General features: G+C 72.8%; 10 protein-coding genes. 4 read left to right on the top strand and 6 right to left on the bottom strand.

Going from position 1 to position 14,219, the window contains the following annotated elements:
* A partial coding sequence (locus RYN42_RS16700; protein ID WP_315097937.1) for a glycosyltransferase occupies window positions 1-2,530 on the bottom strand: 2,530 nt, incomplete at its 3' end.
* Between the two features lie 66 nt (window positions 2,531-2,596).
* Between RYN42_RS16700 and RYN42_RS16695 the strand changes: the two genes are divergently transcribed.
* Window positions 2,597-2,944, top strand: coding sequence for a hypothetical protein (locus RYN42_RS16695; protein WP_315097936.1), 348 nt, complete (start codon window positions 2,597-2,599; stop codon window positions 2,942-2,944).
* Window positions 2,941-4,467 carry a glycosyltransferase gene (locus tag RYN42_RS16690; protein WP_315097935.1) on the top strand — a complete coding sequence of 509 codons (1,527 nt, stop codon included), beginning with the start codon at window positions 2,941-2,943 and terminating at the stop codon, window positions 4,465-4,467. The genes RYN42_RS16695 and RYN42_RS16690 overlap by 4 nt, the downstream gene beginning before the upstream one ends.
* Before the next feature lie 9 nt (window positions 4,468-4,476).
* Here the strand turns inward: RYN42_RS16690 and RYN42_RS16685 are convergent, their stop codons facing one another.
* The 5 genes from RYN42_RS16685 to RYN42_RS16665 all read right to left on the bottom strand — a co-directional run bounded on the left by RYN42_RS16685 (window position 4,477) and on the right by RYN42_RS16665 (window position 11,481).
* Window positions 4,477-5,859: a glycosyltransferase gene (locus RYN42_RS16685; RefSeq protein ID WP_315097934.1), complete on the bottom strand. Its 1,383-nt coding sequence runs from the start codon at window positions 5,857-5,859 to the stop codon at window positions 4,477-4,479.
* A complete protein-coding gene (locus RYN42_RS16680) occupies window positions 5,856-7,061 on the bottom strand; it encodes an ABC transporter ATP-binding protein (protein ID WP_315097933.1) in 1,206 nt (401 codons plus the stop codon). The genes RYN42_RS16685 and RYN42_RS16680 overlap by 4 nt, the downstream gene beginning before the upstream one ends.
* Entirely contained in the window at window positions 7,058-7,891 is an 834-nt protein-coding gene (locus RYN42_RS16675) for an ABC transporter permease (protein ID WP_315097932.1), read from the bottom strand. The genes RYN42_RS16680 and RYN42_RS16675 overlap by 4 nt, the downstream gene beginning before the upstream one ends.
* The gene (locus tag RYN42_RS16670; protein ID WP_315097931.1) at window positions 7,888-8,760 is read right to left on the bottom strand and encodes a class I SAM-dependent methyltransferase; all 873 of its coding nucleotides are present in this window, start codon (window positions 8,758-8,760) and stop codon (window positions 7,888-7,890) included. Before RYN42_RS16670 ends, RYN42_RS16675 begins: the two co-directional genes overlap by 4 nt.
* A 96-nt stretch (window positions 8,761-8,856) precedes the next feature.
* Window positions 8,857-11,481 (bottom strand): peptidoglycan recognition protein, encoded by a 2,625-nt coding sequence (locus tag RYN42_RS16665; RefSeq protein ID WP_315097930.1) that lies wholly within the window; start codon window positions 11,479-11,481, stop codon window positions 8,857-8,859.
* 115 nt (window positions 11,482-11,596) lie between these two features.
* Here RYN42_RS16665 and rfbB point away from each other — a divergent pair, with 115 nt between their 5' ends.
* The gene (gene rfbB / locus RYN42_RS16660) at window positions 11,597-12,592 is read left to right on the top strand and encodes a dTDP-glucose 4,6-dehydratase (protein WP_315097929.1); all 996 of its coding nucleotides are present in this window, start codon (window positions 11,597-11,599) and stop codon (window positions 12,590-12,592) included.
* A 96-nt stretch (window positions 12,593-12,688) separates the two neighbouring features.
* A complete protein-coding gene (locus RYN42_RS16655) occupies window positions 12,689-13,945 on the top strand; it encodes an LCP family protein (protein WP_315097928.1) in 1,257 nt (418 codons plus the stop codon).
* Window positions 13,946-14,219: the final 274 nt, after the last annotated feature.

The following is a 14,219-nucleotide window of genomic DNA, read 5'->3' as shown; positions in this document are numbered from 1 at the left end:
GGGCCACCCCGCGCACGCCCGCGGCGCGGTACACGCGGCCCACGGCGTGCAGCGTCGCGCCCGCCCTGCCCGGGACGCGCGGACGTCGACCCACCACCGGCAGGCCCGGGTACGGCTCGACGTACGCGTCGGCGGCGCTCAGCGGCTCGTCGTCCGCGACCGGCTCCCACGTGGCCGTGCGGTCCCGACCGCCGTCCCGGACGTGCTGGGCCGCGTCCCGCAGGATCGCCTCGTACACGGCACCCTGCCGGTGCGGGGACAGGGTGAGCAGGGCGTGCCGGCCTGCCCGCCGACCGAGCGCCGCGCGTTCCGCACCGTCGTCCAGCAGGCGCGCCAGCGCGGTCGCCCACTCGGCGCCGCCGGACGCGAGCAGCCCGGTGCGCCCGTGCTCGATCACCTCGGCGAACGGCTGCGTCGGCGTGGCGATCGTCGGGGTCCCGACCATCGCCGCCTCGAGCCACTTGATCGCGGACTTCGACTCGTTGAACACGCTCCCCGGGACCAGCGGGGCCAGGTTCACGTCGACGTCACGCAGCAGCCGCGGCAGCTCGTACCAGGGCACCATCGGCTGGCGTCGGACGCGTTCGCCCATCTCGTCCAGGGCCGGCGTGGGCACCAGGTGGCCGCCCAGCCACAGCTCGACGTCCGGGCGCGCGCGCATGACCTCCAGGACGGCGGGTTCCACCTGCGCCCAGTCGGCGTCGTGCGTCGTCGTCCCGGAGAAGTAGCCGATCCGCAGCGGCCCCGCCCCGCGCGCGGCGGCGGCCGCCTGCTCGCTGATCTGGGCGAGCGCGCGTCCGACCCCGTTGGCGAACCGCCGGGTGGGCAGGCCGGTCAGCTGCCCCACCCGGTCGCACAGCAGCTGCGTGCTCCCGACGTAGAGGTCGGCGGCCTCGAGCGTGGTCCGGTACCGCGCGACGCCGTGCCACCACAGGTCCTGCTCCTCCTCCGAGAGCACGTCCAGGCCGTGCACGCTCCCCCGCAGCGTCGGGTCCACGATCAGGTCGTCGACGTCGAAGAGCACCGGCACGGCACGCGGCCGCGCCCGCACGCGCTCGACCAGCTCGAGCACCTGCCGGGTGGCCGGCACGCGGTAGAGGATGACCGCGTCGGCCCGGTCGACCAGCTCGGGCAGCTCGGGGTCGCGGTAGTGGCGGACCAGCGGCTTGGCGCCCCGGTCCCGCAGAGCCTCGGCGGCGAGCTGCACGCGGTAGCGCAGCGGTGCGCCGTTGATGCCGGTGATGAACAGGACGTTGTGCAGCAGCCCGTCCTGCGCGGTCTGCAGGGCCCGGGCGGACGCCACCGGTCCCTCGTCGCCGGCCTCCCGGTCGCCCAGGAGCTCCGCGTACAGCGACTCGAGCCCGTCGACCTGGTCGCTGGCCCGCCGCAGCGTGGCGGCCGACGTGTGCGCGCGCATCGACGCCACCAGGGCGGGGTCGGCCACGAGCCGGCTCAGCGCCTCGGCGAGCGCCGCAGGGTCACCGGCCGGCACGACGAGCCCGTTGCGGCCGTCGTCCACCGCCTCCTCGGGGCCGAGGGTGTCCGTGCACACGACGGCCAGGCCCGCCGCCAGCGCCTCCCGCGTGACGATCGAGTGCGACTCACGCATGACCGACGGCAGCACCAGGACGTCGTGCGACGCGAGCACCTCGCGCAGCTCCTCGGGGCGGTACGGGGGCCGCGAGACGACGGCCGCCGGGAGTCCGCCCGGCAGGTCCCCGGCGCCGAACAGGTCGAGGGTCCAGCCGGCGTCGGGCAAGCCGCGCGCGGCCTCCAGCAGGACGGGCAGCCCCTTCATGGGATCCGCCCCGCCCGTGAACAGGAGCCGCAGCGGTCCGTCGTGCGAGGTCGACGCCGCCGACGGCCCGACGGCGACCTCGTCCAGGACGTCGTCCGGGACACCGTTCTCGTCGACCCGCAGGATCTGCGGGTCGACGCCGTTCGCGGCGAGCACCTGCGCGGCGCTGGCCGACGGCGCGAGGACGAGGTCCGCGTGCTCCAGGTGCGCGGAGAGGCCGGCGTCCCGGCGCAGCAGCCACTCGTGGTCGACCTGGCACGCGCAGCCGCCGCAGTCCACCACCAGCGAGCAGGGCCGCATGTCCCGGTCCACCAGGAACTGGCGGGCGCACGACCACCAGAAGTCGTGCATCGTCACGACGACCACCGCGCCCGACGCCTTGGCGGCGTCCACCAGGCCGCCGCCGAGCGTCTGCAGCGAGTGGATGTGCACGACGTCGGGCCGGATCTCCTCGAGCCACTGCGCGAAGTCGGCCGCCACGTCGGGGTTCTCGCTGTTGCGCGGGTCCGCCCACCCGGTCCACGGGGTGGTGACGATCCAGCGGACGTCGACCCCGGCGCCGTCCGGCTCGGTCCAGGTGGACAGCGGCTCGCGGCCTGCGTCGAGATGACCTGCGAAGACCCACGACTCGTGCCCGCGCTCCGCCATCCCGCGGGCGATGCGCTGTGGCACCAGGGTGCCGCCACTGACGAAGTTCGGCGGGTAGTGGGCGGAGACCTGGACTACGCGCATCGGTTCATCCTATGGGGGCGCAGAGGGCAGTCGTGCGAGCGTCCAGGAGTGCTATACCTTGTGCGCATGCCGCACGACTCAGGGACACCGTCGTTCCGGGAATGGCACGCCGCACTGGCAACGAACGACGTGGCGGCACGCGCTGCCGAGGACGCTCGAGTCCGTTCTGCGGCGGTCGCCACGCTCGAGGAACGCCTCGACACCGCCGCCGCCGAGCTCCGTGCGCTGCGCGCCTCCGTCACGGTCCGGGACAACCTCCTGCGCGAGCAGCAGGTCGCCCTGGCCGAGCGCGACGCGCGCATCGACCAGCTCGTGACGACGACCAGCCCGCCCGCCCGCCGCCCGCTCGCCCGGCGAGCGCTGTCCCGCGCCCGCCGTTACGCGGCGGGCATGAGGGCCCGGATCGCCGCATGACGGCACTGATCAGCCTGCTGATCGCCGACCCCGACCTGGACAGCGCGGCGCTGTCCCGGACCCTCGCCTCGGTGCGCCGGCAGGGCACGGTCCGGTGCGACGTCCTGGTCGCCCGGCCGCGCACGGTCGGCGACGACGCCGAGCCGGTCCCCCACGGCCACGACGTCCGCGTCATGCTCGTGGACCTCGGCTCCACGCCCGCCGCCGACCGCACGGCGCTCCTGCTCCAGACCGCCCTGAGCGCCGCTCGCACCACGTACGCCGGCGTCCTGGCACCGGGCGACGAGCTCGAGCCCGGGGCGCTCGCCGCCTGCCTGCACCTGCTGCGGGCTCGGCCCGTCGACGTGCTCTACACCGACGAGCAGTACGCCGGCCCCGGTGGGGGGATCGTCACCAAGCCGGGATGGTCGTCGCACTACCTCGAGAGCTACCCGTACCTCGGGCGCCTGTGCCTCGTGCGGACGGAGCTCCTGCGCGACGCCGACGCGTTCGCGCCCGGTCACCCCGGGCTCGAGGAGTGGGACGCCGCGCTGCGGGTCACCGAGCGGACCGCGTCCGTCGCCCATCTGCCCGTCATCGCCGTCACCCGGCCGTCGGCGCCGTCCGGCGGCAGCGAGCGCGTGGCGGTGGCCACCGTGACCGAGCACCTGGAACGCAGCGGGGCCCCCGGGTGGGTCGAGGCGGCGGCGTCCGCGCCGGGCGTCGTCGTGTGGCGGTCGGTCGGGGACCAGCCCCTGGTGAGCATCGTCGTGCCGACCGCCGGGACCGTCCGCGACGTGCACGGCGAGTCCCGACGGCTCGTCACCAACGCCCTGACGTCGGTACGGGACCGGACCACCTACCCGCACTGGGAGGTCGTCGTCGTCACGGGCGACAACACCGCCCCGGAGGTCGAGGACGAGCTGAGCGCACTGCTGGGCGACCGGGTCCGGTTCACGCGGCTCGACGGTCCGTTCAACTTCTCCCGTGCCATCAACGAGGGAGCCCGGCTGGCCCGCGGGGAGCTGCTGCTCCTGCTGAACGACGACACGGAGGTCATCGAGCCGCGCTGGCTCGAGCGCATGGTCTCCGTCATCCAGGACCCGGGCGTCGGCGCGGTCGGCGCCAAGCTCGTCCTCGAGAACGGGCTGATCCAGCACGTCGGCGTGGTCATGGGCGAGCACCTGGTCCCGCAGCACCCGTTCGTGTTCGAGCAGGACGTGGACGACCGGGCGGGGGCCAAGACCCTGGACCGCGACTACATCGCCGTGACCGGCGCGTGCCTGCTCACCCGGCTGGACCTGTTCACCCAGGTGGGCGGCCTGACGGAGGCGCTGCCCCTGAACTTCAACGACGTCGACTACTGCCTCAAGGTCGGCGCGGCCGGCTACGCGGTGGTGGCGACGCCGTTCGCCGTCCTCGCGCACTACGAGAGCAGCACCCGCACACCGCAGCTCACGGCGCACGACCAGGCGTTCCTGGAGCGGCACTGGACCCTGCGGCTGGCCGCGGACCCGCACATCGCGTTCCGCTCCGACCGCTGACCTGCGGCCTCAGCCGCGGCCGAGCCGCATCTTCGCGCGCTCGACCAGCAGCCGGGGGCCGCCGGCGCGCAGGTGCCGGGTGGCCGTGACCACGTCCCACCAGAGCTGCTGCAGCCGGTGGCGCGGCCGGTGGTGCGAGCCGTGGCTCTCCCAGTCCGCGGCGCGGCGGGGCGTCCGGCAGAGCTCGACGAGCGGTGCCAGGGCCTGCGACCAGCGGAACCGGTCCGCGACCACGGCGACCCGCGCGCGGTAGCCCTCGCGGTCCGCCTCCGAGACGAGCACGTGCTCGAGCGCGTCGGCGAGCGCCTCGGGGTCTTCGGGCGGGACCACGCGCCCCAGCCCCTCCCGCTCGACCAGGTCGGCGAACGAGTCGCCCTCCGTGCACACGATCGGCAGGCCGGCCCACAGGTAGTCGAGGATGCGCGTGCGGAAGCTGAACTCGGTCTCCACCTGCGGGAAGTGGCAGCTGACGCCCACGTCGGCGTCGAGCAGGTAGTCGGACCGCTCCTCGTACCTCACCCACGTCTCGTTGAAGAACACGTGCGTGCCCGTCAGCCCGAGCTCGTCGGCCAGGGCACGGGTCTGGCTGGCCACCCGCATCTCGGGCACGTCGGGGTTGGGGTGCTTCATGCCGAGGAAGAACAGCCGGACGTCCGGGACCCGACGGCGCAGGAGGTCGACGGCGCGGACCAGGGAGATCGGGTCGAACCAGTTGTAGACGCCGCCGCCCCAGAGGATGACCTTGTCGTCCGGGCCGATGCCCTCGACCGCACCCCGGATGGCGTGCCGACGCTGCACCGGCGGGTCCTCGGGCAGCCCGAACGGCGCGATCCGGATCAGCGAGTCCAGCGTGGGGTCGTCGTCGTAGGTGGCGGGGTTCAGACGGCCGCGTGCAGCGAGGTGGCCGAGCCACAGCTGGCGCTGCCGGTCGGAGGCGCACAGGAACAGGTCGCCCCGGCCGATCTGGGCGTCGAGCTCACGCAGCGCGTTCGCGAGGGCTGCGTCGCGGCGGGCCAGCGGCTTGAAGCGCTCCACCTCGAGGCTCTCGAGGTGGAAGGGGTCGTAGAGGTCCACGACGAGGACCCGGTCGATCGTCTGGAGCCACGGGAACGTGGCGACGATGAACCCCTGGACGATCACCACGTCGGACCACTCCACCAGGCGGCGGAAGCCGTCGACGTCGACGTGCTCGGTCCGGAACGCCGCGTCGGAGCGCTCCGCGCGGCCGAACGTCGCCAGCCGGACGTCGTGCTCACGGCCGAGCAGCGAGCTGATCTCCCAGGCCCGGATCGCCGGCCCTGCCATCCGCTCGGTGATCTGGTCGAGGGTCACCACCAGGATGCGGCGCTGACGCCCGGTCCCCCCGACCGGCGTCGTCGCAGCTTCCGTCATGCGCTCTCCAGGCTCGCGCGGACCCCGGACCAGCGGGGCTGCAGCGCCATCGGGCCACCGGACTCACGGACGGCTCCGTGGTCGACGGTGAACCGCCCGGCCTCGCGCAGGTAGTCGTAGGTGTGCGTCGTGGTCTGGTCGACGATCGAGGCCTGCACGGTGAAGCTCCCCGGCTGCAGCGCCAGGCTCGGCAGGCGGCAGTCGACCGAGCCGCGGCCGGAGATGCGATCGATGCTCATCCCCGCGTCACGCGTGTTGCTGGCCCACAGGTAGACGCCCTCGGAGGTCTCGATCGCGAGCCCGAACACGGGGTCGTCGATCGGCTCCGCCGCGTCGAAGTGGATGCGCACGACGGCCTCGTCGCCGGACCGGAGCACGTCACGGCCCTGCTCCGGGATGACCTCGACGTCGAGCACCCGCGCCTGTCCGGTGCCCCAGCGGACCCGGCCCTGGTCGTCGTGCTGCACGTCGGAGTGCGTGGAGTCGAGGTAGCGGTCGAGCACCCCGGCCGCCGGCCCGGTCTCCTTGAGCACGCCGCGCTCGAGCCAGGCGGCCTGGTCGGCCATCTGGCGCAGGGAGGACAGCGCGTGCGAGACGACGACGACCGTGCGGCCCTCGCGCTTGAAGCTCGCGAACTTCTCGGCGCACTTCTCCTGGAACGCGGCGTCGCCGACCGCGAGCACCTCGTCCACGAGCAGGATCTCGGGCTCCACGTGGATGGCGACCGAGAACCCGAGCCGGACGTACATGCCCGAGGAGTAGTTCTTCACCGGCTGGTCGATGAACCGCTCGACGCCGGAGAAGCCGACGATGTCGTCGAACTTGCGGTCGATCTCGGGCCGCTTCATGCCGAGGATCGAGCCGTTGAGGTAGATGTTGTCCCGGCCCGACAGCTCGGGATGGAAGCCGGACCCGACCTCGAGCAGGGCAGCCATCCGGCCCCGCGTCACCACGCGGCCCTCCGTCGGGAACAGGATCTTGGCGAGGCACTTGAGCAGCGTCGACTTGCCGGACCCGTTGTCCCCGACCAGGGCGAACGTGCTCGCCTCCGGGATCTCGAGCGCGACGTCGCGCAGCGCCCAGAACTCCTCGTACTCGCTCCGGCGGCGCCGCATGACCGCCGCCTTGAGCGTCTGGTTGCGCTCGTGGTAGATGCGGAACGACTTCGACACGTTCTCGACGGAGACCGCGGCCGGGCTCACAGGACCTCCGCCAGGCGCTCGGTGTGGCGGTTGAACACCCAGGAGCCGAGCGCGAGGGCGCCCAGCGACCACACCACGCACGCGAGGACGTCGCCCGTCTCGGGCCACCGGTTGTCGTACATCAGGTTGCGGAACACCTCGGCGAATCGTCCTATCGGGTTGAGCTCGTACAGGTCGAGGACCGTGATCGACCCGACCAGCGGACCGATCGACTCCGACTGCTCCGCCACCAGGCGGGTGGGGTACACGATCGGCGTCAGGTAGAACCAGATCTGGATGAGGATCCCGACGAAGTGCTGCGTGTCCCGGAAGTAGACGTTGGCGACGCTGAGCATGAACGCGACGCCGAGCGCGAAGCAGGCGAGCAGGACCATGAACACCAGCACCATGGGGAGCCAGACGATCAGGTTCGAGCCCAGGATGAGCAGGACGACCGCCAGGACCGCCATCTCGATCGCCCACTGGTAGCTGGCCGCGAACGTGCTGGCCACGACGAGCGCCGAGCGGGGGAAGTACACCTTCTTGATGAGGTTCTCGTTGCCGACGAGCGCGCCCATGCCGCCGGTCACGACCGCGGTGAAGAAGGTCCACGGCAGCAGGGCGCACATGAGCCACACGGCGAAGACGTCGAGACCGCTGGGGTCCCCCGGGTCGGGCTCCATCCGGATGATGAAGCTGAAGACCACGGTGAAGATGAGCATCTGGGCGATGGGGTTGACCAGGGACCAGAGCTGCCCGAACAGGGTGCGCTTGTACTTGCCCTTCACCTCACGACGGGTGAGGTTGACCAACAGCTCGCGCGAGTCCCGCAGGTCGGCGACGAGGCTCACTCGAAACCTCGAGACGTCGTCCGGCGGGCGGCCGCGTACCAGCGGCGCGGGGTCGACAGGGCCCGGAAGCCCAGCGTCGACCGCAGTGCCGCGATGTCGTGCTCGGCCGCGAGCCGTGCCCTGCGCTCGGCGTCGAGCTCACGCTCGGCACGCTCGAGGCGGGCCTCGACGTCGGCCGCGCGCCGGGCGAGCTGCGTGACCGCAGCCTCGGCGTCGTCGACCACGGCGCGCACCACGAACTGGTAGGTGTCGGCGTCCTCCTGGCCGGCGAGCCACTCGACGACGCCGTCCGGCAGGTCGGTCGGGTCGACCTCGACCTCGACGCCCAGCGGGTCGGCCGTGGTCCGGCGCAGGTCCACCGGAGCGAGACCGGCCGACGTGAGGAGCTCGATCAGCGAGCGGCGGGTGAAGAACCGCACGTGGGTGCGGTCGAGGAGCCCGGTCTCGGTGTACCGCCACCGGCCCTGCAGCAGTGCGAGCCGCAGCGAGCCGTGCGTGACGTTGGGCACCGAGATCACGATGGACCCGCCGGGGGCGAGCAGCGGGACCGCTCCGCGGAGCACCGCCTCGGGGTCGGTGAGGTGCTCCAGGACGTCACCGAACACGACGGTGTCGAACGAGCCGGCTCCGAACTCCGCGACGAGGTCGAGCTCGTTGAGGTCGGCGATGACCAGACGCTCCAGGAACGGCCGCGCCTTCTCGGCCGCCTCGGGCACGTACTCCACGCCGCTGACCTTGCAGCCGACGGAGCCGAGGGCCTCGGCGAGGTACCCGGTGGCGCAGCCGAGGTCGAGCACCCTGCTGTCCGCCCCGACGAGCTCGAGCAGCAGACCATGACTCGTGTTCTGGGCCGCCGGGTCGATCCTCATGTCGTACTGGTACATCCATGCTCGCTTCCGTCGCGACTCGCGGGTGGCGAGCCGCGCCATCATAGCCGTCCGGGAGCCGGGCGCCCGGCTCGGGTATCAGCGGAAGTAGCCGAGGACGTCGCCCACCAGGTGGGTCGACCCGAGGTTGTTGTACGCCCGGATCGTCCGGACCGACGAGGGCCGCACGATGGCGAGGTTCGACTCGTCGCGGCCGCTCCCGGTGTTCAGGTCCGAGGTGGCCGGTCGGGTGCCCTCGCCGCTCCACGCGGTGACGTACGTGGCCCACGCCGACTGCTGCGTCGCGGTGAGGTTGAGCACCACGGACGTCGCGTCCGCCGGGACGCCGGCCGCGGGCCCGACTGCGAAGTCGCGGACCTGTCCCGCGGGCAGCGCCGACCCGCTCGTGCGGGTGTCGAACGCGCGCACGGGCGCGATCGGCGTGAACAGCGCACCGCTGCCCGAGGAGTACCAGCCGACGACGTCGACGACGACGTCCGCGCTGCCGCCGGCGTCCCACACGTCGAGCACCCCGGAGGACAGCGCCACGGTCGCCCGGTTGGTCGCGTCGCCGCCCGGCCGGTGGTTGACGGTCGAGGCCGACCCGCGCGGGCTGCCGTGCGGCACGGCCACGAGGTAGCCCGCCGCGTCGGCCGCCACGGACGTGATGTTGACGATGACCGTCGCGTTCGCGGGGATGCCCGCGATCCCGCCGACCTGGACCGCCCGGCCGCCGCCCGACGCCAGGCGCGGGCCGGACGTCCGGGTGTCGAGCAGCCGCGCCGGGGAGGCCAGCGCGTGGAACGTGGCGCCTCCGGTGGACACGTAGTAGCCGGAGACGTCCACGGCGACGTGCACCGATCCCGTGTCGTTGTAGACGCTCACCTTGCCCTCGCCACCGACGCCCAGGACGACGTGCGCGGCGACCGTGCGACCCGGGTCGGTGTTGAGCACCGATGCTCCGGGCATCGCGAGCCCGGCCGGCCAGGCACGCAGGTGCGTCCGGGAGGTCGCGTGGACCGCGGTCAGGTTGAGCGCCACGGCCTTCGCGTCCGCCGGGATGCCGGCCACGCCGGTGACCTTGACGTCCATCCGGCCGCCCGCGCCGAGCGCGGTCACGGTCGGTCGGGTGTCGGCGATCCGTTGCGGGGTGACCGGGACGAACTGCAGGTTCGAGCCGAGCGGCACCGGTGCGACGACGGGCGGGTCCGCCGTCCCGGTGACCTGGACGTTGGCGGCCCAGGCCGTGGCGGTGCCGACGCCCGGTTCGCTGCCCTCGAGCAGCAGGCGGTACGGGCCGGCGCCGACCGCGCCGGCGGGCCCGCGCCCGTCCCAGCGCGCCACGATCCCGCCGAGGCTCGGCGTGGAGCCGGTCGACCGCGAGACCAGGATCCCGGTGTGCGCGTCCGTGACCGTCAGGGTCCACTGCAGGTTGCCCAGCGCGCCGGCGCGCACCTCGACCGCGGAGCCCCGCGTCACGGAGGTGGCCGACAGGGCCGGGTTGACGAACGACGGACGGACCATCTGCTGAGCGCGGGCGCGCAGCCAGCCCAGGGTGCCGTAGCCGAGCTGGCCGGGGCACGCGGTGAAGGCGACGTCGCGGTGGCCGAGCACGACGGGCAGCGCGAGCGTGGTGCCGGCCGGGTAGCGCGAGTTCTCGCCGCCGAGCGTGGTGTACGTCGTCGTGCTGGCCGGGTCGCGGTAGTACGTCGAGAGCCGCCACGCGATCACCCGTGCCACCGACTCCTGGACGGTCGCCGACGGGCTGACGCTGCTGTAGTCGCCGAGCAGCGAGATGCCGACCGTGCGGGTGTTGAAACCGCCGGCGTGCACGCCGATGACGGGCGCCGTCGTGCTGCCCGCCCGACCCTCGTAGACGTTGCCCCACTTGTCGACGAGGAAGTTGTAGCCGATGTCGCACCAGCCGCGGGACTGCTGGTGGTACTGCTGGTCGTTGCGGATCTGCGCCATCGCCTCGGCCACGGAGCCGTACGTGTTCGGTCCCGCGGTGTGGTGCACCACGGCGGCGACGAGGGTCGATGCGACGTCCATGGTGCAGGTCGGCGCGGCCGCGCCCCACTCGCCGCGGGAGATGACCCGGGGCGCCGCGACGGTCGTCATGATCTCCGCGGCGGCGGTCACCGAGGCGGCCTCCGGCGCGGCCGCGCGTGCTGCGACCCCGGCGCCGGCCTGCGCGTCCACGGGACCGGACCCGATCAGGGCGAGCCGCACGTCGTCCGGGGCGTCGGAGGCCGGGAACGACAGCTCGACCGCCTCCGCGTGCCCGATCCACACCGAGCCCGTGCCGCCGCGCAGCGGGAGGGCGCTCTCGACCGTCCCCGTGTCCGGGGCGGTGGCCTCGGCACCGAGCTCGACCCAGTCGGACCACCCGGTGCCGGTGCGGACGCGCACCTCGACGTCGGAGGTCACCGCGGGATCGGACCACGTCACGCCGAGCGACTGGCGGTCGGTCACCGGGATCTCTCCGGTGCGCACGCGGTCCTCGCCCTCGGGCAGGTCGGCGGCGACGGCGCCCTCCACCGCCGCGCGACGGCCGGCTGCCTGCGGGCTCACGACGACGGGGAGCTCGTCGATCGTCGGTGCGACCGGCTCCGCGGTGCGCACCTGCGCGGGCACCACCTCGGGCGCGGGGGCGGCCTGCGCTGCTGTCGGCACGCCCGCCACGAGCAGCGCCGCGACCAGGACTCCTGCACGAATCGACATCGTTCCCCCTTGTTCCCCCGGAAGTGTCCGAGGGTCGGGTGCCAGGGTCAAGCACCTCGGCGCGTGGCGGCCGATATGATCTGCCTGCTTCCCACCCCTTCTGGAGGTCCCTCCCGTGCACCTGCTCGTCACCGGCGGAGCCGGCTTCATCGGCGCCAACTTCGTCCACCAGACCGTCCGTGAGCGTCCCGACGTGCGGGTGACGGTGCTCGACGCGCTGACCTACGCCGGCGACGAGCGGAGCCTGGACCCGGTCGACGGCAAGATCGTCTTCGCCAAGGGAGACATCGCGGACCCGGACATCGTCGACAGCCTGGTCAAGGACGTCGACCTGGTGGTGCACTTCGCGGCCGAGTCGCACAACGACAACTCGCTGCACGACCCGTGGCCCTTCGTGCGCACCAACGTCATCGGGACCTACCAGCTGCTCGAGGCGGTCCGCCGCCACGACGTGCGCTACCACCACATCTCCACCGACGAGGTCTATGGCGACCTCGAGCTGGACGACCCGGCCAAGTTCACACCGGAGACCCCGTACAACCCCTCCAGCCCGTACTCCTCGACCAAGGCGGCCTCCGACCTGCTGGTGCGCGCGTGGGCACGCAGCTTCGGCGTGCGCGCCACCATCTCCAACTGCTCGAACAACTACGGCCCGTTCCAGCACGTGGAGAAGTTCATCCCGCGGCAGATCACCAACGTCATCGACGGGGTGCGCCCGAAGCTGTACGGGTCGGGCGAGAACGTGCGCGACTGGATCCACGTGGAGGACCACAACAGCGCGGTCTGGGCGATCATCGAGCGCGGCCGCCTCGGGGAGACCTACCTCATCGGTGCGGACGGCGAGGAGAACAACAAGACGGTCGTCGAGGACATCCTGGCGATCATGGGCCAGTCGCCCGACGCGTACGACCTGGTCAGCGACCGGCCAGGCCACGACCTGCGCTACGCCATCGACTCGACCAAGCTGCGCGAGGAGCTGGGCTGGGCGCCCCGGTACGAGAACTTCCGTGCCGGGCTGGAGGCCACCGTCGCCTGGTACCAGGCGAACGAGGCGTGGTGGCGGCCGCAGAAGGACGCGACCGAGGCCAAGTACGCGCAGCTGGGCCGGTGACGCAGGCGGCGTCGGCGCGCTGATCTGCACAGATCCTCCACGACGCCGCTGCGTGCACTCCCCCTCACCGCCGGACGGCTCTCCTACGATCGTCCGGTGACCTCCCGCCACGCTGCTGTCCCACGCCCCCGCGCCGCCCGGCACGCCCGCACCCTGCGCGGGCACGGGGTGCTGCGCACCATCGCGCTCGGCGTCGCCGCCGTCGTGGTGTTCGGCGCCAGCGGCGTCGCGGCGGTCGCCGCCCGCCTCAACGGCAACATGGACAAGGTCGACGTCTCGGCGCTGGTGAACCCCGTGCCCGGCTCCGAGACTGTGCCCGACCCCGACGACCCCAACGCGGGCCAGGCCGTGAACATCCTCATCCTCGGCTCCGACCAGCGCGACGGGGTGAACGCGGAGATCGGCGGGGACGTCGCGGGCATGCGCTCGGACACCGCGATGGTGCTGCACATCTCGGCCGACCGCTCGCGCGTCGAGCTGGTGTCCATCCCGCGCGACTCCCTGGTCGACATCCCGTCGTGCACGATGACGAACGGGAAGACCACGCGGGCGACGTCCGGCATGTTCAACTCCGCGTTCGCCACCGGCTGGGACAACGGCGGGGACATGACGTCGGCTGCGGCGTGCACCATCAACACGGTGCAGGCCAACACCGGGGTCCCCATCAACCACTTCGTCGTCGTCGACTTCGCCGGCTTCCAGCAGATGGTCAACTCGATCGGGGGGGTGCCCATGTGCATCCCGAACGACATGGAGTCCAAGCTGGCGGGGCTCTCCCTCAAGGCAGGCTTCCAGACGCTCGACGGCGGCACCGCCCTGGCCTACGCCCGCGCCCGCAAGGGTGAGGGCATCGGCGACGGCTCCGACACCAACCGGATCGGCAACCAGCAGAAGCTCATCGCCGCGATGGTCCGCGAGGTGCTCTCCCGCGACGTGCTCACCAACCCGCAGAAGCTGATCTCGTTCCTGAGCGCGGCGACGGGGTCGCTGACCACGGACAACGACATGACGATCGGCAACATGACCGGCCTCGCCTACAACCTGCGCAACATCAACAGTGGCAGCATCACGTTCATGACGATCCCGTTCGCCCCGGCGAAGTCGGACCCCAACCGCGTCGAGTGGACGTCCGCCGCGGACGTCGTGTGGGAGAACATCAAGAACGACGTGCCCGCCCTCGTGACGCCGGAGCCCACGGCCCCGGCCACACCGGCCGCCACCCCGGACGCGACAGCGCCGGCGGCCCCGCCGGTGACGACCGCTCCCGAGACACCCGTCACGCCGACGCCGGTGGAGACGAAGAAGGCCGGGCAGGAAGCGTTCAGCGTCGACGACACGACGGACGTCTGCTGAGGCATGGCTCCCGACGAGCGGACGCCACGCACCCCCCCGCCCAGCTTCGCCCCGGGCACGCCGGCCCGTCCGGCACGGCCCGACGACGCCGAACCCATCGTCGTCGGTCGGCCGTCGCGGCCGACAGCACCCCCGCGCGCACCGCGACCGGAGAGCGACGCCGACGCCCGCGCCCGCCCGGCTCGACCTGCCTCCCCCCGCCCCGAGGCCCGGACCTCCGGCGGGCGGCCGCCGACGATCGCGCCGAGCGAGCAGTCGGCGCGCCCCGTACGGG

The organism is uncultured Cellulomonas sp. (assembly GCF_963527515.1).
Lineage (GTDB): Bacteria > Actinomycetota > Actinomycetes > Actinomycetales > Cellulomonadaceae > Cellulomonas.
The sequence above is the reverse complement of the archived record's forward strand: the minus strand, read 5'-3'. Positions and strand labels throughout refer to the sequence as shown.